The sequence below is a fragment of the Alphaproteobacteria bacterium genome (genome assembly GCA_040218575.1).
GTDB lineage: Bacteria > Pseudomonadota > Alphaproteobacteria > JAVJRE01 > JAVJRE01 > JAVJRE01.
Map to the genome: position 1 here is coordinate 157,519 of JAVJRE010000005.1, position 21,626 is coordinate 179,144.

The following is a 21,626-nucleotide window of genomic DNA, read 5'->3' on the forward strand; positions in this document are numbered from 1 at the left end:
GTTGCAGCCGGGCCGTCAGCCGCGGGCGAAATACAACAGAACGCCGGAGGCGTCCTCCGGTGCGACCCGGACACTGCCATCGGCCTCGCGCGTATAGTCGATTCCCCGTCCGGCCAGCACCTTGGCGGTCACACCAGGATCGCTGACGGTAAAGGTGATGGCGGCCATGCGCGGCAGCTTTTGCCGGCGGCTGATTTCCACATCCGGATGCAGGTTGCGGAACGAATTGGGCGTGGCGAAGACCAGCAGGCCGTCGCCGGTGTTGACGGTCACCATGGAATCGGAACGGGTTGCCGCGCCTTCGCCAAACAACCGGTCATAGGCGCCCATGAGGTCTTCGGGATCCTGCACCAGGGTGGTGATGGACTGGATGGCCGCGGCGCCGTTGGGATGGGATAGCCAATCGGCCCTGCGTTGCGCTTCATCGGACAGACGCTGGACGAACTGCGCCACCAGGCCGGGCATCACATTGTCGCCGACCCGCCCCATGCACAGGCGCGTCTCAGCCGGACCCTCCGGCAACTCGGTGATGCGAACCACCTCATAGGACTCCTCGACCTCCACCGGCAACGCCGCCATGTCGGTGGTACCGATAGCCACCAGAGCCAGGCCCTCGGGCTGATCCTTGCGCCCGGCCTCTGGCGCGATCAGGGCGATGTGGTTGCGCTGAAACATGATGCCGCGGCCTTCGGTGCCTAGCCGTGTGCCGGACAGGCGACCGGCCGGCGATACCGTAAAGCCCAGCCGCGTAAATGCCTCCGCCGCGCCGGCGGCGTCGGTGACGCTGATCACCACATGATCGATGCCTTTGATAGGGTCGGCCATGACCTCAGTCCCTTCCTGCGCGGCCGCAAAACCAGCCGCGGCCGCCAACGCGCCAGAGTATCGCAGCGGATCGGGGCGTTTGTCCGCCCCCAACATATTTTTGGCGGAATCGCTCGCCTGACAACGGCCCGGACGGGGGCCCGGCAAAGACCCAAACGCATGGCCGACTCTAGTGGATCTGTCGCCAGACCTTGCGTTTTGTCGCGTAGACCAGGGCCGACAGCACCAGCAGGAAGAGAATGACCTTGAGCCCCATGGACTTGCGAGCTTCCAGTTCCGGATGTGAGGCCCAGGTCAGGAAGGTGGAGACGTCGCTGGCCATCTGCTCGACGGTTGCTTGCGTACCGTCGGCATAGTCCACCATGCCCTCAAACAGCGGCGGCGCCATGGCGATCTGGCCGCCCGCGAAATAGCTGTTGTAGTTCATGCCCGCCTGCATGGTGAGGTCGGCCGGCGGATCCTCATATCCGGTCAGAAGGGCGTACAGATAGTCGGCCCCGCCATGACGCGCCTTAACGATGGTGGAGAGATTCGGTGGCGCCGCCCCGCCATTGGCGAAGCGCGCCGCTTCCTCATTGGCGAAAGGCTGAAAAAAGGCGTCGGACGGACGGCCCGGCCGCTGGAACATCTCACCGGTTTCGTCCGGCCCGTCGGTGATGAATCGGGCCGCCGCGATCTCGCGCACCTGATCCTCGCTGAAACCGATCTCCTGCAGGCTGCGATAGTGCACATACTGCAGCGCGTGACAGGCGGCGCACACCTGATCATAGACCAGAAAACCGCGCTGGGCGGCGGCCCGGTCGTAGGCGCCAAAGATCCCCTCGAATGACCATTCCCGGGCCGGCGGCGAATGGGCCTCTTCCGCGGCCAGCGCCGGAACTGCCATCGCGGCCACCACCAGACCAATGAAGAGAGAACGCATGGCCGTCATCATCGCACCTTATCCATCGTCGCCGGCCGACCAACCGCGCCGCCGCCAAGGACCGGCGTTCGGATACTGTCGGGCAGAGGCTTCGGTCGCTCGATCTTGCCCACCAGCGGCAGCAGAATCAGGAAATGGAAGAAATACCAGAAGGTGGCGATCCGGCTGATGATCAGCGCCGGGCCCGACGGCGGGTTGCCGCCCGCCCACAGCAGTACCAGCACATCCACCAGCAGCAGCACGAAGAGCCAGCGGTAGATCGGCCGGAAACGGGCGCTGCGCACCCGCGATGTGTCGAGCCACGGCACGACGAACAGCACCAGGATGCTGCCGAACATGAGGATGACACCGCCCAGCTTGTCCGGCACCGAGCGCAGAATGGCGTAGAACGGCATCAGGTACCATTCGGGCACGATCTCCGCCGGTGTCACCAGCGGGTTTGCCGGAATGTAGTTGTCCGGATGCAGGAAGGTGTTCGGCCCGTAGAAGACAAACCCGGCAAAGACCAGCAACATCACCATCACGGCAACGCTGTCCTTGGAGGTGAAGAACGGGTGGAAGGACACGGTGTCCTGTGGTCCGCGCGTATCAATGCCGACCGGGTTGTTGGAGCCGTGCACGTGCAGGGCCACCACATGCAGCGCCACCACGGCGACGATGACAAACGGCAGCACGTAGTGCAGGGCGAAGAATCGGGTCAGGGTCGGATTATCCACCGAGAAGCCGCCCCACAGCCAGGTGGTGATGGATTCGCCGACCAGCGGTATGGCGGAGAACAGGTTGGTGATCACCGTCGCCGCCCAGAAACTCTGCTGGCCCCACGGCAGGACATAGCCCATGAACGCCGTCGCCATCATCAGCAGCAGGATGACGACGCCCAGAATCCACAGCAGCTCACGAGGCTCCTTGTAGGACCCGTAGTAAAGCCCGCGGAAAATATGGACATAGACCACGAGGAAGAACATGGAGGCGCCGTTGGAATGGAGATAGCGCAGCAGCCAGCCATAGTTTACCTCACGCATGATGCGCTCAACGCTGCCGAAGGCCAGGTCCACATTGGCCGTGTAGTGCATCGCCAGGACGATGCCGGTGACCAGCATGATCAACAGCATGATCGTCGCCAGCGCCCCGAAGCTCCACAGATAGGTGAGATTCCGGGGCATCGGAAACTCGTGATACTCGTGGTGGATATAGGTAAAGACCGGCAGGCGACGGTCAATCCAGCGAACGAGCGAGGACTTGAACTGAGGTGCGGCCATCGGAGCTTCCCTAACCGATTCTGATGCTGGTGTCGGTCATGAACGCATAGTCCGGGACCAGAAGATTGCGCGGCGCGGGTCCGCGGCGGATGCGCCCCGACGTGTCGTAGTGTGAGCCATGACAGGGGCAGAACCAGCCGCCGAAATCGCCCTTGGGGTCGGTCTGCTTCTGGCCAAGGGGAACACAGCCAAGATGTGTGCACACCCCGACCATGACCAGCCATTGGGCCCGTTGCACACGGTCCGCGTCGGACTGCGGATCCGGCAGAGCGTCCAGATCAACGCTTTGGGCGGCGGCGATTTCCGCCTCCGTGCGGTAGCGAATGAAAACCGGCTTGCCGCGCCATTTGACGGTGATCGCCTGGCCGGCGACCAGCAGCGACAGATCCACCTCGGTACTCGACAAAGCAAGAACGTCCGCTGCCGGATTCATCTGCTGAACCAGCGGCCAGACCACCGCAGCCGCACCAACCGCGCCTACCGCGAGAGTTGTCAGATAGAGGAAATCGCGCCGCGTACCGTCGCCGTGGCCATCATCACCGTGACCGGCCGTGTCCGCCACCGACTCACTATGGGCCATGCTGCCCCTCCCTGTCGTCCCCTCGCCCGGTCGGCTTTCCGCCGCAGGCAGGATGCTGATTCATGCCCGACCGGTGCTGCGCATCATCGGAAATTGACACCGGGCCGCTGGCGACCCGTGCCCGCGCCTACCGATGCCTGACGATGACCCGCGGCGCAAGCCCACTGCCGCACCGGACACCCCGTCCGAACGGCAACACCCCAGCCTTCGCGCCACTTGCCGCCGGCGTGCTAACCGTTGTCGTATCAAATACCGTCCCGCAGGCCATGTGACAACCTGACGCATGAGCGGTAGAAGTGTCGCAATTCCGCCAGTATTGGCAACCTGATCGCCACCAAAGGTGGCCAACGCCTTCTGCCGCCAGGAACGCCCGATGACACCACAGACCCCAACCCGACCGATGGCTGCGCCAGCACCGGAAGACGCGCCGGTCGATGAGCGTACGCCGGCCGCCATGGTGGAGGAATCCCCGCCCGCCGACGCCGCCACGCTGGACAGCCGGAAGACCGCCGCCAGTACCTGGTTCGCCAGCTTGCGCGACTCCATCTGCCAGACCTTTGAGGCGCTGGAAGACGAGCTGACTGGCGGCAACACCGCCGACCAGCCGGCCGGGCGGTTCTCCCGCCGCACCTGGACACGCGATACCGGCGGTACGGACCATAGCGACCCGTCAACGGCCGGCGGCGGTGGTGGCACCATAGCAATCATGCACGGCCGCGTCTTCGAGAAGGTCGGCGTCAATATCTCCACCGTCCATGGCACCTTCTCGGAGGAGTTCCGCCAGCGGATCCCGGGCGCCGCCGACGACGGCCGCTTCTGGGCCAGCGGCATATCTCTTGTCGCCCACATGCAATCGCCGTTCGTCCCGGCCGTCCACATGAACACGCGGTTCCTGGTGACTCGCAAGAGCTGGTTCGGCGGCGGCGCCGACCTGACGCCGATGACGCCTGACGATGAAGACACCGCCGCCTTTCATCAGGCGCTTGAGACGGCCTGTGCGCGCCATGATTCGGCCTATTATCCGCGCTATAAAGCATGGTGTGATGACTATTTCTTTCTCAAACACCGCAACGAGACGCGTGGCGTCGGCGGTATTTTTTATGACTATCTGGCCAGCGGCGACTGGGCTGCCGACATGGCCTTTACCCGCGATGTGGGCAGCGCCTTCCACCAGGTCTACCCGACCATCATCCGCCGCCACATGAACCGGCCATGGACAGAAGAAGACCGGGAACACCAGCTCCGCCGACGCGGTCGCTATGTGGAGTTCAATCTGCTCTATGATCGCGGCACGGTCTTCGGTCTGAAGACCGGCGGCAATGTCGACGCCATTCTGATGAGCCTGCCGCCAATGGCGAGCTGGCCCTGATCCCGACCACAGACAGGAGACCCGCATGACCGGCACCTATGGCGTCACAACGCTCCACCGTCTGGCCGGAGTGGTGGCGGGGCTGACCATGATCGTGGCGGTGTTCGCCACATCCGTGCGGGCCCAGGATCTGACGCTGGACGCCTTCTTCGGGACATTCGAGGGATCCGCCGTCGCTGAATCCGCCGACAGCCTGTTCTTCGCCGTCAGGGTCCGTGACCTGGACGTGGAGATTCGACCCACCGGCGATGGCGGATTTACGGTCCGCTGGAAAACTGTGATGCGCACCGACGGGGATGACGACAATGACGACGCTGCCCGACGGACGGCACAACTGACCTTCCGTCCAAGCGAACGGTCCGGCGTCTGGCTGGCGGAGGAAGCAAACGATGCCCTGTCCCCAGCGGGATTCGGCTGGGCAACCATCGACGGCGCCACGCTTGCGGTCAGCATCATCACCATCGGCGACACCGGCCGTTACAATATTCAGGTCTACAACCGCAGCCTGAACAGCAAGGGCATGGCGCTGGAGTTCCGTCGCATGGTGGATGGCGTCAAGGGTCGCACCGTGCGCGGCAATCTGGTGCGTGTCGCGGAATAATCGGAGCGTCAGCGCGCACTATCGGACCCGCTTCACTGTGGCGTGTCAGGGTCCGAACCGGCTTCGCCGGTCGCTCCGCCGCCAATCAGAGCGTCGAGACGGACAAGAACGGCGTCCCGTTCCGGCGCAAAGTCGCTATCGGCCCACCACCGCTCCAGCGCGGCCAGAAGAGCGCCGACCTGCGGGCCCGACGGAATGCCGCGGGCGATGACATCGGCCCCGCCGACCGGCAGATCCGGTCGCTTCCACCGGCGGGCCAGGCGCCACAGATCGATCCAGGCAGGGGCCCCCACCTCGCCGTAACGTGCCCAACCCAGCATGATCCGGTCCGCCGCATGATCTCCCAGGGCAAAGACCAGCCGCCGGCCATCTGCCGCATCTGTCGGTGGCTGCCGCACCTCGCCCCCCGGACTGGTCAGGGCGACCAGCCGCTCACGCTCCGCATTGGCCAGGCGCAAGCGTGAAGCGACGTCACGCACGGCGGCCGGCTGCGGCCGCATGATCGCCGCCAACCGGCGCAGGGCATCCGGACCATCATGTGCCCGTTCTATGGCGAACAGGCGACCGGTAGCCGGGGTCACCTCCGCAGCCAGCGGCAGGTGGCGGAAAACGCCTATGTCCGCCATCAGGGTGAGCGCCGGTAATGGATCGCCGGCCAGCAGCAGACGGAGCAGTTCCGCCCGCACCCGCTCGCCCGACAGGGCCGGCAGGCGGTCGACCATGGCGCGACAGGCCTCCACCGCCTGGCCGTCCGGCGCCCCCCGACCATAGTGGCTGTGAAACCGGAAGAAACGCAGCAGACGCAGAACGTCTTCGTCTATGCGCCGCCTGGCGTCGCCAACGAACCGCACCAGGCCCCGGTGCAGGTCGGGCAGGCCATCGGTCGGGTCATAGAGCGATCCGTCTGAATCGAGGTACATGGCGTTCATGGTGAAGTCGCGCCGCCGGGCATCACCCGACCAATCATCGGAGAAGGCGACTGTGGCGTGCCGGCCATGGCTCTCCACATCGACCCTGAGGGTCGTGATCTCGTAGGGGCGGCGCGCCACTACAGCCGTTACGGTGCCATGGGCGATACCGGTCGGCACCACATGAACACCGGCCGCGGCAAGGCGGGAGATGACCTCCTGCGGCCGCCATTCGGTGGCGATATCAATATCGTGCACAGGCCGACCGATGACCGCATCACGCACGCAGCCGCCGACGAATCGGGCGGCCCGTCCCTCCCCCTGCAACGGGGCCAACACCGACAGGGTGTGGGGGTCCTGCATCCAAGGCTGGACGTCAATGCGGGTGACGGGGGCGAGAGTCATGCGCGGCTGTCCGCGAGGAGGGACTCGTCGGGGCGATCCAGGGCCGCCTTCAGGGACAGCAGCATGCCGGCCGTAGCGCCCCAGATTTCAAATCCCTGCCATGTGCCGGAGTAGAAGTGGCGTTCACGACCGGCGATATGCCGCCGTTGCAGCCGCAGGGAGTCAGCCGCCAGCACCCAGTCCAGCGGCGCCTCGAACACCGCCGCCACCTCCACCGGGTCCGGCCGCCACCGGGCCGGCGGGTCGAGAATCGCCACGACCGGCACGACCCGAAACCCGGTGCCTGTAAGATAGGGCGGCAGATGACCGACGATCTCGGCCCGGTCCGGCGCCAGACCGACTTCTTCCCATGCCTCGCGCCGCGCCGCCGCCACCGCATCCTCGTCGCCAGCCTCGATACGACCGCCAGGCAAGCACACCTCACCCGCATGATCCGCCAGAGTTGCCGTACGCTGGGTCAACAGGATCGCCACACCATGCGGGCGGGCAATCAGACCAACAAGGACAGCGGCGGCAATAACGCCGGCCACGCCGTCGCCGTCCGGCCTCTGGCCCAATCCGCCGGCGGCCGACGCTTCGATGGCGGAATCGCCCCACGGACCGCCCAACGGGCGGCCCGGCGGGCCGGCCAGGCAGCGCCGGATGCGGACAAACGGATCGGCGCCGACCGGATCGGCAGCGGCCGGCGCGCCAACCTGTATCCTGCCTGTGGCCCCGGTTGTTGTTATGATCCGTCCTTCCTTGGCCACACCGCCTCCTGAGTCTGCCTATTGGCCGTTCGCCCTGGCCGGCTGGCGATTGCGACCAGCCCTTCAACTGTCCGTGCGCGGACTCGGTATTCCCATGGTCCCGCTGGTATCCTACCCCATCATGCCCCGGACACGCCTCAGGAGATGATGATGAGCGCCAGTGACACAGCCGTGGATCCGATCCGCACACCGACCGGCGGCAGTGGCGGCAATCCGGTGGCCGAGATTGAGGCCCTGGCAGGACAGATCCTGCGCGCGCGCGACCATATCGGCCGGGTGATTTTCGGTCAGGAAGAAACCATCGAGCAAACCCTGGTCGCCCTGCTGGCCGGCGGCCACGTGCTGATTGTCGGCGTTCCCGGCCTCGGTAAGACGAAGCTGGTGGACACCCTCGGCGCGGTCATGGGTCTCGACAACCGCCGCATCCAGTGTACGCCGGACCTGATGCCGGCGGATATTCTGGGCAGCGAAGTGCTGGACGAGGATGCCGCCGCCGCCCGCCATTTCCGCTTCATACCCGGACCCGTTTTTACCCAGCTTCTGATGGCGGATGAAATCAACCGGGCCAGTCCGCGCACCCAGTCCGCCCTGTTGCAAGCGATGCAGGAGCGGGAAGTGACCGTCGCCGGCGAGACCCACCGCCTGCCCCGCCCGTTTCACGTTCTCGCGACACAGAATCCGATTGAGCAGGAAGGCACTTATCCTCTGCCGGAAGCCCAGCTTGACCGGTTTCTGCTGGAGATCGACATCGGCTTTCCCGACCGTGACGCCGAACGGACCATCCTGCTGGCGACCACCGGCGCAGAAGAAGCGCCGCCCGAACCGGCCATGTCGCCGGAGGACCTTATACGAGCGCAGCAATTGCTGCGTCGCATTCCGGTCGGCGAGCAGGTGGTCGACGCCATTCTTACCCTGGTGCGGTCGGGCCGGCCCGAGGAGTCGGACCTGCCCGAGGTCAGCCGCAACGTCGCCTGGGGGCCGGGGCCGCGGGCCAGTCAGGCCCTGATGCTGGCATGCCGTGCCCGCGCCCTGCTGCAGGGCCGGCTCAGCCCGTCGGTCGACGATGTGGTGGCGCTGGCCGGGCCGGTCCTGCGCCACCGTATGGCGCTCAACTTCGCGGCCCGGGCGGAAGGAATCACCCTGGCAGACATTGTCGAGCGTCTGTGCGCCAGGATCGCCTGACACCGCCGGCCGGAAGGCGGAGCCAGCCATGAGCAGCGGGGCGGCGCGCACCGTTCTGGACGCTCAGGCCCTGGGTGACACCCTGCCCGGGCTGGTGATTGCCGCCCGGCGCATCGCCGCCAATGTGGCGTTTGGCGTGCACGGCCGGCGGCGGCCCGGCAGCGGTGAGTCTTTCTGGCAGTTTCGCCGATACGGGCCGGGGGATCCGGCGCGCGCCATCGACTGGCGGCGCTCGGCCCGCACCCGCACACTCTATGTGCGCGAACGGGAATGGGCGGTCGCCGCCACCGTTCGCCTGTGGCGCGACACGTCACCGTCCATGGATTATGCCTCCGGCGACGACCTGCCGAGCAAGGCGCGGCGCGCGGAAGTCCTGCTTCTGGCGCTGGCCAGCCTGCTGCTTCGCGGCGGCGAGCGGGTCGCTCTATTGGGTCGCAGCGGCCCGGCGCTGGCCGGCCAGTTCGCCATGCCCCGTCTGGCCGAACATCTGACAGCGTCCGCCGTCGCACCATCAACGACGGACAATGGCGCGCAGACTTCCGCACTCGCCGGCCTGCCGGTGGCGACACCGCTTCCGGCCGGTTGCGATGTACTGCTGATCGGCGATTTCCTCGATGACCTGTCCGCCATAGAGGATCGTCTGGGACAGTTCGCCGCCATGGGCGCGCGCTGTCATCTGGTGCACATCCTTGACCCGGCTGAAGAGTTGCTGCCGTTCAGCGGGCGGACGCGGTTTCAGGGCCTGGAGAATGAGGGCGCCTTGCTGGTCGGCCGGGCCGAATCTCTGCAGGAGCCTTATCGCCGCACCATGGCGGCGCGCATGGACAGCCTTGTGGCCATGGCCCGCCACCATGGCTGGACCTACACCCGCCACCGCACCGACCATCGTCCGGAACCGGCATTGCTTGCGCTGAGCATGGCGCTGGCAGGCGACTGACGCGATGGCGCTGCTCGACGCGCTGGCCTTTACCTCGCCGTGGGTGCTGACCGCGCTGGTCGCCTTGCCGGCGCTCTGGTGGTTGATACGGCTTGTCCCGCCGGCGCCGCGGCGGCGGCCCTTTCCGGCCCTGCGTATTCTTCAGGGTCTTATGCGCACCGAAGATCAGGCGGCGCGTTCGCCGTGGTGGCTTCTGTTGCTGCGTTTCGCCGCCGCCGCCGCCGTAATCATCGGCCTGGCCGGGCCGGTCCTGAACCCGCCACCGCCCTTGCCCGGCAATGGTCCGCTGATCCTGATCGTGGACAATGGCTGGGCCGCGGCGGGCGACTGGGCAGCCCGCCTGAGGACGATGGATCGACTGCTGACCGCGGCCGAAGGTGACGAGCGCGCGGTCCTCCTGCTGGAAACGGCACCACCACCCGGTGGCGTCGGGACGGTAGCCGGGTTCGTGCCGGCAGAAGAGGCACGACGGCGCGCCCAGGCCATTGTGCCACGGCCTTGGGACAGTGACCTGGCCGCCTTTGAACGCCAGCTTGATGGCGCGACGGAAGCCGGCCGGCTGCTGGCCGGCAGCGCTATTGTCTGGTTGAGCGATGGGCTGGAACGGGCTGACATGGCTGGCCTGGCCACCCGCCTGCGGCGAATCGGCAGCTTCCGCATGGTTCTGCCGGAGGCCGATTCGGCGGCCATGCTGATGCGGCCGCCGCAGGCACGGGGCAACGCCCTCCAGGCGGTTGTCGAACGCGCCAACGCCGATGGTCCCGTCGCCATTTCGGCAATCGCCCAGATGCCTGACGGCCGCATTGTCGCGGAAGCGCCGATCACCTTTGCCACAGGCGAGCAGATTGCCAGTGCCGAGTTTCTTCTGCCGCTGGAGTTGCGAAACCGGCTGGAAAGAATCGCCATCGCCGGTCGTGCCGGCGCCGGCGCGGTTCACCTGTTGGACGAACAGTGGCGGCGGCGACCGGTCGGGCTGGTCGCCAGCGAGTCAGTGGAGCGCGACCAGCCGCTTCTTGCCGAAACCTTCTATCTTGGGCGGGCCCTGGAGCCGTTCAGTGACATCCGGCGCGGTGAGCTGGGCGACCTGACCGAGGATTCCCTGTCGGTTATCGTCCTGCCCGACATCGGCACATTGACGCCGGATGAATCGCGCCGGGCCGCGGCATGGATCGAACAGGGCGGAGTATTGCTTCGCTTCGCCGGCGAACGGCTGACCGAGGGCAGCGATGACCTGCTGCCGGTGCGCCTGCGCCGTGGCGGCCGCTTTCTGGGTGGCGCCCTCAATTGGGATCAACCGCAACCTCTGGCACCGTTTGCCGGGGATTCGCCGTTCAGCGGCCTGTCCGTGCCGGCCGACGTCACCGTGCGCCGCCAGGTCCTGGCCGAGCCCGACCCGGCGCTGAGCGAGCGGACCTGGGCGCGGCTGGCCGACGGAACACCGCTCGTCACCGGTGAGCAGAGGGGTCAGGGCTGGCTGGTGCTGGTTCACACCACGGCCAATACGGATTGGTCCAACCTGGCCCTGTCGGGTCTGTTCGTGGACATGCTGCGCCGTGTTATCGGGCTTAGCGCCGGGGTTGCCGGGCTGGGTCAGACGGACCGCGTCCTGCAGCCGATTGTCACCCTGGACGGTCTCGGCCGGCTCGGCCCGCCGCCGACCGGCAGCAACGGCATTGCGACCAGCGAGTTTGACGGCGCTGTGCCGGGAGCGACCCGCCCGCCGGGCTATTATGGCGCCGCAGACACGCGGTTTGCCCTTAACCTCAATCGCGCGGTTGAACCGCTGGCAACCCTGTCCTCACTGCCGCCGGGACTGGCCGTCGAGGGCTATAGCCTGGCCCGATCCATCCGGCTGATGCCCTGGCTGCTGACCGCCGCCTTTGTGCTTCTGCTGGCTGACCTGGCCATATCCCTCCACGCCCGTGGCCTGCTGAGCCCGGCCGGTGGCGGCGTGCGACGTAGCGCCGGGCTGGCAATGGCGCTGTGGCTGGCCGCCGCCCTGACACCGGACTCCGCCGTCAGCCAGACCCTGAGCGACGATGATTTTGCCCTGGCCGCCACACTCGATACCCGGCTGGCCTATGTCCTGACCGGTGACGATGCGGTGGACGCCATCAGCCGGGCCGGCCTTTACGGCCTCAGTCTGGTGCTGGCGCGACGCACCGGGGTGGAGCCTCTGGACCCGCTGGCGGTTGATCTGGAGCACCACGACCTGTCTTTCTTTCCGCTGCTCTACTGGCCGGTCACTGAGCGCCAGGCCATCCTGTCCGCCGCCGCCATTGGCCGCATCAACGCCTATATGCGAAACGGCGGAACCATCCTGTTCGACACCCGCGACCAGAATCTGGCAACGACGGCAAATGTGACGCCCGGCGTGGCGCGCCTCAGGAAGATGGCGGACGGGCTGGACGTACCGCCCTTAATGGCGCTGCCGGAAGAGCATGTCCTGACGCGGTCCTTCTATCTGCTGCAGCACTTTCCCGGCCGCTATGAGGGCGGTGCGCTGTGGGTCGAGCGGACCAGCGAACAGATCAATGACGGGGTGTCCGGCGTCATCATTGGCTTCAACGATTATGCAGCAGCCTGGGCGACGGACCTGAACGGCAATCCGCTGCTACCGGTTAATCCGGGCGGCGAGCGCCAACGGGAAATGGCCTATCGTTTCGGCGTCAACCTGGTGATGTATGCCCTGACCGGCAACTACAAGTCCGATCAGGTGCATGTGCCGGCCATTCTTGAACGGCTGGGTCAATAGCCATGGCCCCCGGCACACTCACCCTGGCGCCGCTGTTGCCGTGGCCGGTTCTGGTCGCGCTGGCGGTCATGGCCGGCGCCCTGCTGGCGCTGGCCATGATGCGCCGGGCGCGCGGTGCCGGATGGCGCCTGCTGGCCATGGCCGGGCTGCTGGCGGCACTGCTTAATCCGGCGTGGGTGCAGGAGGAGCGGACCGCGCTACCCGATGTGGCGCTGGTGGTGGTGGACGATTCCGCCAGCCAGGGCATTGGCCAGCGACGCGCCCGCAGCGAGCGGGCACTGGCCGCCCTGCAGGCGCAGGCCGTGGACGACACAACGCTTGAGCTGCGGGTGGTCAGGGTCGGCGGTCGGGCAGAGGAACATGCCCGCGATGACGGCACACGGTTGTTCGATGCGGTGGCCGAGAGCCTGGCGGACGTGGCGCCGACCCGGCGCGCCGGCATCGTCCTGCTGAGCGATGGTCAGGTGCATGACGCCCCGCAGTCAGCAGCGCAGGCAGAGCGCCTGGGCGCGCCGGTCCATGTACTGCTGAGCGGCGAGCGCGACGAGAATGATCGTCGCCTGGTTGTGGTGGAAGCACCGGGCTACGGCCTGGTCGACCGGCCCGTCACTGTGGTGGTGCGGGTGGAAGACGATACGGTGCCAGACGGCACACCGGTGCGACTGACGCTGCGTCAGGATGATCGTCTGTTGCCGGCACTGTTGACGGAGACCGGTCGCGATCGGGCCATTGAAATCACCCCCGACCATGCGGGCGCGACAATTGTCGAGCTGGCGGTCGATGGGCGGGACGGTCAGCTAACCGCGCGCAACGATCAGGCGGTGTTTGTCATCAACGGCGTGCGTGATCGTCTGCGTGTCCTGCTGGTGTCCGGCCAGCCGCATCCGGGCGAACGCACCTGGCGCAGCCTGCTGAAGGCCGATCCATCGGTCGACCTTGTTCACTTCACCATCCTGCGTCCGCCGGAAAAGGAGGCCAACACGCCGGTCGAGGAACTTTCGCTGATAGCCTTTCCCACACGTGAATTGTTTCAGGACCGACTGGACGAATTCGATCTTATAATCTTCGACCGCTATCGTCGGCGTGGCGTCCTGCCATCAACCTATATCGAGAACGTGGCCCGCTATGTGCGTGACGGTGGCGCCGTTCTGGTGGCCACTGACGAAAGCTTTGCCACGCCGCTCAGCCTGTACCGTACGCCGCTCGACTCGATTCTGCCGGTGACGCCAACCGGCGACGTCCTGGAGGGTGGATTTCGGGCAACCCTGAGCGCGGTGGGCCGGCGGCACCCGGTGACCGCCGGGCTGGAAGGGGCGGGCACAGTCGAAAGTGGACCCCTGTGGGGCCGTTGGTTCCGCCAGGTCAGTGTGCGGGTGCGCGATGGCGAAACGCTGATGACCGGCGCTGAAGAGGCGCCATTACTGGTGGTCAGCCGCCAGGGCAATGGGCGCGTCGCCCTGCTCAACAGCGACCATTTCTGGCTTTGGAGTCGCGGCTTCGAAGGCGGCGGCCCGGCCAGCGAATTGCTGCGCCGCATGGCCCACTGGCTGATGAAGGAGCCGGCGCTGGAAGAGGAAGATCTACGGGCCACCGCCGATGGCAACCGTCTGACCGTGGAACGGCGCAGCCTGTCGCCGGATCCGGCCCGGGTTCGGCTGACCTCGCCGGCCGGCGCGGTCACCGATCTGCGGCTGGAACCCGGTGAAGACGGCAGGGCAACGACCGAACTGGCGGTGGTCGAGACCGGTGTCTTCAGGGTGGAAGACGGCACCCGCTCTACCCTGGTAGCGGTTGGCGCCCTCAACCCGCTGGAGTTTCAGGACGCCCGCACCACGCCGGAACCGCTGGCCACGGTGATGAATGCCAGCGGCGGCGGCGCCCTCTGGCTCGCCGAAACCGCCGAACCCGCCATCCGCCGCGTTGGCCGCGGACGCACCGCCGCCGGCGGCACGTGGCTGGGCCTGGTCGCCAATCGCGACTTTGTGGTCACCGGCCTGACCCGTGTGCCGCTGGCGCCGCCCTGGCTGGTGCTGGCTCTCATCATGGGTGGCATTGTTTTCGCCTGGCGACGGGAGTCAGCATAGTGAGCGCGAAAACGGCTGACGAAACGGAGCATCCCATGGGGGGCGAAGAGCAACAGCGCGAAGCCGCCGCCAGCCTGATCGGCTGGATCCTGGAGGCGGCCTTGCAGCAGGGCCCGATCCAGTCGCTACTGGCAGAGTTGTGTGTCCGCATCCGGGCCCAGGGTCTGCCTCTGATCCGAGGCAGTATCGGCCTCAATACACTGCATCCCAGCATCGGCAGCCGCAGCTACGCCTGGTGGCACAACCGCGATTCCGTGGCGATGGACTTCCCACGGGAAGGAGGCAACGGCCCGGGGTTTGAGGAAAGCCCTTTCGCCCGCATGCTCTACTCGTCCACGCCGACGTTGCGGCGACGGCTGGAGAGCGAAGAAGAGATCGCCGAGTTTCCGATCTTCCGCGATCTGCACGCCGCCGGCGGCACCGGTTATTACGCCATGGCCACCGCCTTCGGCCTGGCGCCGAATGATCTCAGTCAGGCCAACGGCATGGTATCCAGTTGGCTGACTGATCGCCCGGGCGGTTTCGCCGATGGCCATATCCAGACTCTGACGGATCTGATGCCGGCCCTGGCCCTTGCCGTGCAGGCGGCCAAGAACGCCGAAATCGCCCGCAATATCGCCACCACCTATCTGGGCGCCGACGCCGGCGGCCGGGTTCTGGCCGGGCAGATCACCGTGGGCGGCGCCCATAGCCTGACCGCCGTGCTGGTCTTTACGGATTTGCGGGGCTTCACGGCCATCGCCGACCGTATTCCACGCGACGAGACGGTGCGCGTCCTCAACGCCTATTTCAAACCCATGGTGGAACCCATCAGCCGGCACGGCGGCCAGGTTCTGAAGTTCATGGGCGACGGGCTTCTAGCCATTTTCCCGCTCGACGATACGGCGTCGGCGGAGACCGTTTGCGGCAGCGCCCTGACGGCCATGGAGGAGATGCGCCGCGAGGTCCACGCCTTGAACCAGACCCGCGCCGCCGCCGGCGAGCCGGTCATGGAACTGGATACGTCGGTGCACCTGGGTGAGGTTCAGTACGGCAATGTTGGCAGCGCCGACCGCATGGACTTCACGGTCATAGGGCCCGCTGTCAATGAGGCCAGTCGCATCGAAGGCATGTGCCGCGCGCTCGATCGCGACATCCTGATTTCCAACGTCTTTGCCGACGCCTGTGGCCGCCACCGGGCGCGTCTTCTGCCGCTCGGCCGCTATGGCCTGCGTGGCGTCAAGGCGCCACAGGCGCTTTTTACGCTGTATGGCGAGGCGGCCGACAGCAACAACCGGTCGCCATAGACCCGCTGGCGGTCAGGCCGACCGCCCCTGCCGGTGACGACGCGCCAGTATGTTGAGCGCCTCCACACCGGATGAAAAAGCGATGGCGAAGTAGAGATAGCCACGGGGAATGTGGAAGCCGAGGCCATCGGCCACCAGCGCCATGCCGACAATCAGCAGAAAACTCATGGCCAGCATCTTGGCTGTCGGGTGGCGTTCGATGAAGGCGCCCAGTGGCTCTGACAGAAACAGCATGACCAGAATGCCGACGACCACCGCTGCGATCATGACCGGCAGGTGGTCCACCATGCCGATGGCGGTGATGATGGAATCCAGCGAGAAAACCATGTCGAGGACAATGATCTGGGCCACCGCCATGGCGAAGGTGGTGGTCGCGGCGGCAGCCGCGACAGACCCCTTTGGCGGGCTCTCCACTTCGCTATGAATTTCCATGGTGGCCTTGACCAGCAGGAACAGGCCACCGCCGATCAGCACCAGGTCACGCCATGAAAAGGTCAGGTCCAACAGGCTGAACAGAGGCCGCGTCAGGCCCACCAGCCAGGCTATGGCCGCCAGCAACCCAAGCCGCATGCCCAGTGCCAGGCTGAGACCGATAACCCGGGCCTGCCGCCGCCTTTCCTGCGGCAGGCGCAGGGCGATGAGCGAAATGAAAATCAGGTTGTCGATGCCAAGGACAATCTCCAGCGCCGACAGCGTAAGAAACGCGATGATAATCTCGGGTTCAAACAGCCATGCCATCCGGGGCGACTCCTAAAAGAGGATAGCAGGAAACGGGATGGCGGTCGAAGCGGCGCAGCACTGAGATCAGCACCCTTTGTGGCTGGTTGGGGCGGCAGGGATCGAACCTGCGAATCGCGGTACCAAAAACCGCTGCCTTACCACTTGGCTACGCCCCACTCGCTGCCGTCGTCCGCTTGCGCGGTGGCGGCTATTGATACGCCCGGCCGGCCGCCGCGGGCAAGTGATCGGGGTGGTCAAGCAGCCATGCGTACATCTGGCGCAGCCCGTCCTCCAGGCCGATGCGGGCGGTCCAGCCCAGCCTGTTGAGGTGGCTCACATCCAGTAGCTTGCGCGGCGTGCCGTCAGGCCGCGACCCATCGAATGTGAAATCCCCGTCGAATCCGGTGACCCTGGCGATGATCGCTGCCAGCTCGGCAATGGTGACATCGTGGCCGGTTCCGATATTGACCGGTCCGGGCCCGGAATATGTTCGCGTCACATGGACAATGGCATCGGCAGCATCATCCACATGCATCAGCTCACGACGCGGCCGCCCGCTGCCCCAGATGGTGACCACTCTGTCACCGGCCAGCCGGGCCATGTGCATGCGGACCATCAGGGCCGCGGCCACATGGCTCTTCTCCAGGTCGAAATTGTCACCCGGGCCATACAGATTGGTCGGCATCACAGAGATAAAGTCGGCGCCATGCTGGCGGCGATAGGCATCGCACATCATGACCCCGGCGATCTTGGCGATGGCATACCACTGGTTGGTCGGCTCCAGCGGGCCGGTCAGCAGGGAGGCCTCGGCAATCGGCTGGTCCGCCAGCCGCGGGTAGATGCAGGACGAGCCCAGCATGACCAGCTTGGCAACGCCGGCCTGCCATGCCGCATGGATGACGTTGGTTTCGATGGCCAGGTTGTCATACAGGAAATCGGCGGGCGCCCGATCATTGGCCAGGATGCCGCCAACCCGGGCCGCCGCGAGAAAAACCACGTCGGGCCGCAGCCGGCCGATCAGCGCCTCCGTCTCCGCCTGACGGGTCAGGTCCGCGTCCTGGCGTCCGGCCGTGACAATGTGGCAGTCTTCACTGGCCAGCCGCCGACAGAGAGCCGCGCCGACCATGCCCCCATGACCGGCAACCCAGACGCGTTTGCCGGCGAGGGAGAAGGACGCCGTGCCGGCGCCGCCGGTCATGGGTGTACCGGCGCTACCGGTCATTCGACGGCATTGCGCACACCGTTGCGCCGCATGGCCTCAATGTCCGCCGCGACCATCTCACGGACCAGTTGATCGAAGCCGATTCTGGGCGCCCAGCCCAGAGCCTGACGGGCCTTGGCCGCATTACCCTCCAGCACCGGCACTTCGGTTGGCCGGAAATAGCGCGCATCAATACGCACCCGTGGTGTTTCGCTATCCGCGTCAAAGCCTATTTCGTCGCGCCCTTCGCCGCGCCAGACGATGGTCTGGCCTATCTCGGCAAAGGCCAGTTCGACGAATTCCCGCACCGTGTGGGACTCGCCGGTCGCCAGGACGAAGTCATCGGCAGTGTCATGCTGCAGAATTTTCCACATGCCCTCCACATAGTCGCGGGCATGACCCCAGTCGCGGCGGGCGTCCAGATTGCCGAGATAGACCACGTCCTGCAGCCCGAGAGAGATGGCGGCGACCGCCCGCGTAATCTTGCGGGTGACAAATGTCTCGCCGCGGGTCGGACCTTCGTGGTTGAACAGAATGCCGTTGGAGGCGTGGAAACCATAGGCTTCGCGATAATTGACCACGGTCCAGTAGGCATAGAGCTTCGCCACCGCATAGGGACTGCGCGGGCGAAAGGGCGTGGTCTCGTCCTGTGGTACCACAGGCGTGTCGCCATAGAGCTCCGAGGTGGACGCCTGATAGAAGCGCGTTCTGTGGCCAAGATCGAGAATACGCATGGCCTCCAGCAAACGCAGGGCCCCCAGGCCGTCCGCATTGGCGGTGTATTCCGGCGTCTCGAAGCTGACCTGCACATGGCTCTGGGCCGCCAGATTGTATATTTCGTCCGGTCGTGTCTCCTGCACCAGGCGGATCAGGTTGGTGGCATCGGTCATGTCGCCATAGTGCAGGCGAAAACGCACATGGGATTCGTGAGGGTCCACATAGAGATGGTCCAGCCGGCCGGTGTTGAACGACGAGGATCGGCGCTTGACCCCATGCACCTCATAGTCCCTGGCCAGCAGGAATTCCGCCAAGTAAGCGCCATCCTGCCCGGTGACACCGGTAATCAGTGCGACTTTCCGCTGCGCCATCGTGCCCCTCTTCCCTGTTCCGCGGCTATCAATAGGCATTTCCCGCCGGCCGAACAACGTCCCTGACCTGTCCGGGGCGGCCCCGGGGAGCCCCAGACAGCCCCAGACAGCAGAGAAGCAGAATCCTTGCCCTGCCCAGGTTTTTCCCTATACTCCGCGCCGGTATTACCAACGGGCCTACCGGTATTGCTGCTGGGCCTACCGGGTTCACACGGCAGACGGAACAGTCGGGCCAAACCACAGGACGGAGAAAGCACGGTGGCGGCGGAACCTCCCTGGAGCATCAAGGGCATCAGTGACGAGGCCCGCCTGGCTTTGCGCAGTGAAGCGCGACGTCGCGGACGCACGACCGGCGATCTCCTTAGCGAGATAATCCGTCGCGAGGCGGCCGATGCTGGCCCTGCGGACAATCGTGCGGCCCAGGCCGGGTCGGACCGATGAGCGCCGCCAGCAACCGCCGTCAGACCGCGACGGCACAAAATCCCGACCATAGTAGCGCACCGGGCAGCAGTGATCCGTGGCCAGCCGGCGGGGTCGACCCGGAAGCACGTGAGGCCGCGAAGATCGCCGCCCGCCGGGCCAACCTCACACTCGACCAGTGGCTCAGCCAGTCGATCCTGAGCGCCGCTGCCCGCGAACTGTCGCGCGGCGGTCGTGGCGACCAGGCGCCGAACCGGTCCTGGTCGGCGCCACGCCATACGACCAGCCGTGGGCGCGCGCCGGCCCTGACCATGGATGCGGTGCTGGACAGCATTCAGCGCCTTGCCAACCGCATAGAAGACAGCGAGGCCCGTACCGCCGACGCCCTGCGCCCGCTTGCCGACAAACTGAATCAACTCAGTCAGCGCGTTGAAGACGTGAGAGAGTCGGCGGCGCCACCCGTGGCTCCGCTGGAGCGCGCCCTTATGCGCCTGTCCGACCGCCTCGACGGTCTTGAAAGCAATCGCAAGCCAGAGGTCGCGCGTAGAAGCGGCTTTTTCGCCCGCGTCATGGGCCGCTGATCGGGGCCGCTGATCGGGGCCGCTGATCGGGCACCCGGTGGGTGCTGACCTGCGGCGCCATATGAGGCATCTGCAAAGAAATGGCGCTATCACCGCGCAGCACATCCTGGAGCGTCAAGGGCATTGATCCGACGACCCGTGAACTGGCCCGAGATGCCGCTGAGAGAGAGGGCCTGGCCATCGGGGTGTGGATCGACCGGGCCATTCTGCGGCAACTCGGTCAGGCAGACGGCGCCAACGCCGCCGCGCAGACACCGCCGTCACCAGCCGACGACAATCCGTTTCGTGGCGACCCGTTCCGCGACGACCATGGCGGCCCGCCATTCGGCCATGCCGGCGGCGCGGAGAGCGGGTGGCCGGAACCCGAGCCCTGGGACGGCAGCGACGGCGAGGAGTCATGGGACGATGATCTGGACCCGGACGAAGAAGCGCGTCTGGTCGCGGCCCTGGATGCACTGAACCGCCAGCTCGACCGATCCGGTGACCAGATAGAGCAGGCGGTCCGACCGCTGGACGCGGCCATTGACGCCCTGGAGCACTCCCTTGCCGCCAGGCCCACTGCGTCGCCTTCCGCGGCGGCGAGCCCGGCCGGTGCGCCGCCGGCCGCCGCGCCCCCTGGACAGCATGACCCACGCATGAACCCGCTGGTCGCCGGAGCGGCGACCCGGTCTGCAGACAAGATGGCGGGCGGTGGCCAGCCGCCCGACCGCCGCGGAGGCGATGACGGGGATAGCGGCCGGCTCCGGCGCATCGCCATGATCCTGTTTACTGTTGTTGTCGCCGTCGCCGCCATCACGTTGGTGATGTGGCTGGCCGACAGCCGTGAACCGCCTGCCCTCAACCAGGATCTGACCCAGGATTCCACGGCGACTGAACCCGCCGCCGGGTCAAGCGCCGCGGCGTCTGGCCAGTCCGTGCCCGTTCCCGCACCGCCGGCGCCAGCCGTGATCGACCCGTCGACACCGGGCATTGCCTCGCTGCTGGCGGCGGCAGGCGACGGCCGTGCAGACGCCCAGTATCTGCTGGCCAGCCGGTATGCCACGGGCGACGGCATTCCGCAGGATTATGACGAGGCGGCCCGCTGGTTCCGTGAAGCGGCGCTGGCCGGACACCCTGATGCTCAGTTCAGCCTGGGCGTTCTGTATCAGAACGGTCTGGGCGTTGGGCAAGACTCCACGGAAGCCATTATCTGGTTTCTCAGCGCGGCGGAGATCGGCCACGCGGAAGCCCAGCACAACATGGGCGTCGCCTATAGTCGTGGCATTGGCGTGCCGCAGAACATGGACCAGGCGGTCAAGTGGTTCCGCCGCGCCGCCGCCCAGGGTCTGGCCACCGCCCAGTTCAATCTGGGAGCCATATACGATACCGGCCTGAACGGCGCGGCCGACCCGGTACAGGCCTATGCCTGGTTCAGCCGGGCCGCGGAAGCCGGCCACCCCGATGCCGGGATCCGGGCGCAGGCGGTGATGGCGAAACTCAACCCGGCCGACCTTGACCGCGCCATGGTTCTCGCCAGCGGCGACTCCATCCCGCTTGACTCCGGGCCCGGCACGGCCCGCCTCAGCCGCGAGGACGTGGTGGAGATGCAGACCCTGCTGGCCACTCTCGGCTTTGACCCGGGGTCGACTGATGGCCAGGTGGGTCCGGCAACCGAGGCCGCCATCCGTGAGTTCCAGAAAGTGGCGGACCTGCCCGTGACCGGCATAGCCGATAGCGATCTGCTGCGCAGCCTGCGCGACCTGGCCGGACCCTGA

General features: G+C 66.4%; 19 protein-coding genes and 1 tRNA gene. 10 read left to right on the forward strand and 10 right to left on the reverse strand.

Annotation, left to right across the window (positions count from 1 at the left end; translation table 11 throughout):
* Window positions 1-15: 15 nt before the first annotated feature.
* The 4 genes from RIE31_06740 to petA form a co-directional block, all read right to left on the reverse strand.
* Window positions 16-825 (reverse strand): VOC family protein, encoded by an 810-nt coding sequence (locus RIE31_06740; GenBank protein MEQ8640283.1) that lies wholly within the window; start codon window positions 823-825, stop codon window positions 16-18.
* Window positions 826-994: 169 nt separating this feature from the next.
* Window positions 995-1,747, reverse strand: a complete 753-nt coding sequence (locus tag RIE31_06745; protein ID MEQ8640284.1) for a cytochrome c1 — start codon at window positions 1,745-1,747, stop codon at window positions 995-997.
* Window positions 1,748-1,755: 8 nt separating this feature from the next.
* Window positions 1,756-3,006 (reverse strand): cytochrome b N-terminal domain-containing protein, encoded by a 1,251-nt coding sequence (locus RIE31_06750; protein MEQ8640285.1) that lies wholly within the window; start codon window positions 3,004-3,006, stop codon window positions 1,756-1,758.
* A 10-nt stretch (window positions 3,007-3,016) separates the two neighbouring features.
* Window positions 3,017-3,586, reverse strand: a complete 570-nt coding sequence (gene petA, locus RIE31_06755; protein MEQ8640286.1) for a ubiquinol-cytochrome c reductase iron-sulfur subunit — start codon at window positions 3,584-3,586, stop codon at window positions 3,017-3,019.
* A 454-nt stretch (window positions 3,587-4,040) separates the two neighbouring features.
* Between petA and hemF the strand changes: the two genes are divergently transcribed.
* Both hemF and RIE31_06765 read left to right on the forward strand, forming a co-directional pair.
* Window positions 4,041-4,955, forward strand: a complete 915-nt coding sequence (hemF, locus tag RIE31_06760) for an oxygen-dependent coproporphyrinogen oxidase (protein ID MEQ8640287.1) — start codon at window positions 4,041-4,043, stop codon at window positions 4,953-4,955.
* Window positions 4,956-4,980: 25 nt separating this feature from the next.
* Window positions 4,981-5,556, forward strand: coding sequence for a hypothetical protein (locus RIE31_06765; protein MEQ8640288.1), 576 nt, complete (start codon window positions 4,981-4,983; stop codon window positions 5,554-5,556).
* A 32-nt stretch (window positions 5,557-5,588) separates the two neighbouring features.
* On the opposite strand, the gene RIE31_06770 is transcribed toward RIE31_06765, so the two are convergent.
* Complete coding sequence (locus tag RIE31_06770; protein ID MEQ8640289.1) at window positions 5,589-6,869, reverse strand: CCA tRNA nucleotidyltransferase; 1,281 nt, start codon at window positions 6,867-6,869, stop codon at window positions 5,589-5,591.
* Window positions 6,866-7,618 (reverse strand): CoA pyrophosphatase, encoded by a 753-nt coding sequence (locus tag RIE31_06775; protein ID MEQ8640290.1) that lies wholly within the window; start codon window positions 7,616-7,618, stop codon window positions 6,866-6,868. Before RIE31_06775 ends, RIE31_06770 begins: the two co-directional genes overlap by 4 nt.
* A 150-nt stretch (window positions 7,619-7,768) precedes the next feature.
* Between RIE31_06775 and RIE31_06780 the strand changes: the two genes are divergently transcribed.
* From RIE31_06780 to RIE31_06800, 5 genes are read left to right on the forward strand one after another with little or no spacing between them, the layout of a single operon-like run.
* Window positions 7,769-8,800 carry a MoxR family ATPase gene (locus RIE31_06780; GenBank protein ID MEQ8640291.1) on the forward strand — a complete coding sequence of 344 codons (1,032 nt, stop codon included), beginning with the start codon at window positions 7,769-7,771 and terminating at the stop codon, window positions 8,798-8,800.
* A gap of 28 nt (window positions 8,801-8,828) precedes the next feature.
* On the forward strand, window positions 8,829-9,737 hold the full coding sequence (locus tag RIE31_06785; protein MEQ8640292.1) for a DUF58 domain-containing protein: 909 nt from the start codon (window positions 8,829-8,831) through the stop codon (window positions 9,735-9,737).
* 4 nt (window positions 9,738-9,741) lie between these two features.
* Window positions 9,742-12,492 (forward strand): DUF4159 domain-containing protein, encoded by a 2,751-nt coding sequence (locus RIE31_06790; GenBank protein MEQ8640293.1) that lies wholly within the window; start codon window positions 9,742-9,744, stop codon window positions 12,490-12,492.
* Between the two features lie 2 nt (window positions 12,493-12,494).
* Window positions 12,495-14,576 (forward strand): hypothetical protein, encoded by a 2,082-nt coding sequence (locus tag RIE31_06795; GenBank protein MEQ8640294.1) that lies wholly within the window; start codon window positions 12,495-12,497, stop codon window positions 14,574-14,576.
* A complete protein-coding gene (locus tag RIE31_06800; GenBank protein MEQ8640295.1) occupies window positions 14,576-15,862 on the forward strand; it encodes an adenylate/guanylate cyclase domain-containing protein in 1,287 nt (428 codons plus the stop codon). The genes RIE31_06795 and RIE31_06800 overlap by 1 nt, the downstream gene beginning before the upstream one ends.
* Before the next feature lie 12 nt (window positions 15,863-15,874).
* Here RIE31_06800 and RIE31_06805 read toward each other — a convergent pair whose 3' ends face one another.
* From RIE31_06805 to gmd, 4 genes are all read right to left on the reverse strand, one after another.
* Window positions 15,875-16,600: a TerC family protein gene (locus RIE31_06805; protein ID MEQ8640296.1), complete on the reverse strand. Its 726-nt coding sequence runs from the start codon at window positions 16,598-16,600 to the stop codon at window positions 15,875-15,877.
* A gap of 83 nt (window positions 16,601-16,683) precedes the next feature.
* Window positions 16,684-16,758 (reverse strand) — tRNA-Gln (locus tag RIE31_06810).
* A 32-nt stretch (window positions 16,759-16,790) separates the two neighbouring features.
* Complete coding sequence (locus tag RIE31_06815; protein MEQ8640297.1) at window positions 16,791-17,804, reverse strand: GDP-L-fucose synthase; 1,014 nt, start codon at window positions 17,802-17,804, stop codon at window positions 16,791-16,793.
* Window positions 17,801-18,871 (reverse strand): GDP-mannose 4,6-dehydratase, encoded by a 1,071-nt coding sequence (gene gmd, locus RIE31_06820; GenBank protein MEQ8640298.1) that lies wholly within the window; start codon window positions 18,869-18,871, stop codon window positions 17,801-17,803. Before gmd ends, RIE31_06815 begins: the two co-directional genes overlap by 4 nt.
* A gap of 258 nt (window positions 18,872-19,129) precedes the next feature.
* On the opposite strand from gmd, the gene RIE31_06825 reads away from it, so the two are divergent.
* From RIE31_06825 to RIE31_06835, 3 genes are all read left to right on the forward strand, one after another.
* A complete protein-coding gene (locus RIE31_06825) occupies window positions 19,130-19,312 on the forward strand; it encodes a hypothetical protein (GenBank protein MEQ8640299.1) in 183 nt (60 codons plus the stop codon).
* Entirely contained in the window at window positions 19,309-19,872 is a 564-nt protein-coding gene (locus tag RIE31_06830; GenBank protein ID MEQ8640300.1) for a hypothetical protein, read from the forward strand. Before RIE31_06825 ends, RIE31_06830 begins: the two co-directional genes overlap by 4 nt.
* A gap of 80 nt (window positions 19,873-19,952) precedes the next feature.
* Window positions 19,953-21,626 (forward strand): SEL1-like repeat protein, encoded by a 1,674-nt coding sequence (locus RIE31_06835; protein ID MEQ8640301.1) that lies wholly within the window; start codon window positions 19,953-19,955, stop codon window positions 21,624-21,626.

Bases quoted from the DNA above. Each gene is read 5' to 3' on its own strand.
- RIE31_06740 (MEQ8640283.1), bottom strand. From the start codon at position 825: ATGGCCGACCCTATCAAAGGCATCGATCATGTGGTGATCAGCGTCACC.
- RIE31_06745 (MEQ8640284.1), bottom strand. From the start codon at position 1,747: ATGCGTTCTCTCTTCATTGGTCTGGTGGTGGCCGCGATGGCAGTTCCG.
- RIE31_06750 (MEQ8640285.1), bottom strand. From the start codon at position 3,006: ATGGCCGCACCTCAGTTCAAGTCCTCGCTCGTTCGCTGGATTGACCGT.
- petA (MEQ8640286.1), bottom strand. From the start codon at position 3,586: ATGGCCCATAGTGAGTCGGTGGCGGACACGGCCGGTCACGGTGATGAT.
- hemF (MEQ8640287.1), top strand. From the start codon at position 4,041: ATGGTGGAGGAATCCCCGCCCGCCGACGCCGCCACGCTGGACAGCCGG.
- RIE31_06765 (MEQ8640288.1), top strand. From the start codon at position 4,981: ATGACCGGCACCTATGGCGTCACAACGCTCCACCGTCTGGCCGGAGTG.
- RIE31_06770 (MEQ8640289.1), bottom strand. From the start codon at position 6,869: ATGACTCTCGCCCCCGTCACCCGCATTGACGTCCAGCCTTGGATGCAG.
- RIE31_06780 (MEQ8640291.1), top strand. From the start codon at position 7,769: ATGAGCGCCAGTGACACAGCCGTGGATCCGATCCGCACACCGACCGGC.
- RIE31_06785 (MEQ8640292.1), top strand. From the start codon at position 8,829: ATGAGCAGCGGGGCGGCGCGCACCGTTCTGGACGCTCAGGCCCTGGGT.
- RIE31_06790 (MEQ8640293.1), top strand. From the start codon at position 9,742: ATGGCGCTGCTCGACGCGCTGGCCTTTACCTCGCCGTGGGTGCTGACC.
- RIE31_06795 (MEQ8640294.1), top strand. From the start codon at position 12,495: ATGGCCCCCGGCACACTCACCCTGGCGCCGCTGTTGCCGTGGCCGGTT.
- RIE31_06805 (MEQ8640296.1), bottom strand. From the start codon at position 16,600: ATGGCATGGCTGTTTGAACCCGAGATTATCATCGCGTTTCTTACGCTG.
- RIE31_06815 (MEQ8640297.1), bottom strand. From the start codon at position 17,804: ATGACCGGTAGCGCCGGTACACCCATGACCGGCGGCGCCGGCACGGCG.
- gmd (MEQ8640298.1), bottom strand. From the start codon at position 18,871: ATGGCGCAGCGGAAAGTCGCACTGATTACCGGTGTCACCGGGCAGGAT.
- RIE31_06830 (MEQ8640300.1), top strand. From the start codon at position 19,309: ATGAGCGCCGCCAGCAACCGCCGTCAGACCGCGACGGCACAAAATCCC.
- RIE31_06835 (MEQ8640301.1), top strand. From the start codon at position 19,953: ATGGCGCTATCACCGCGCAGCACATCCTGGAGCGTCAAGGGCATTGAT.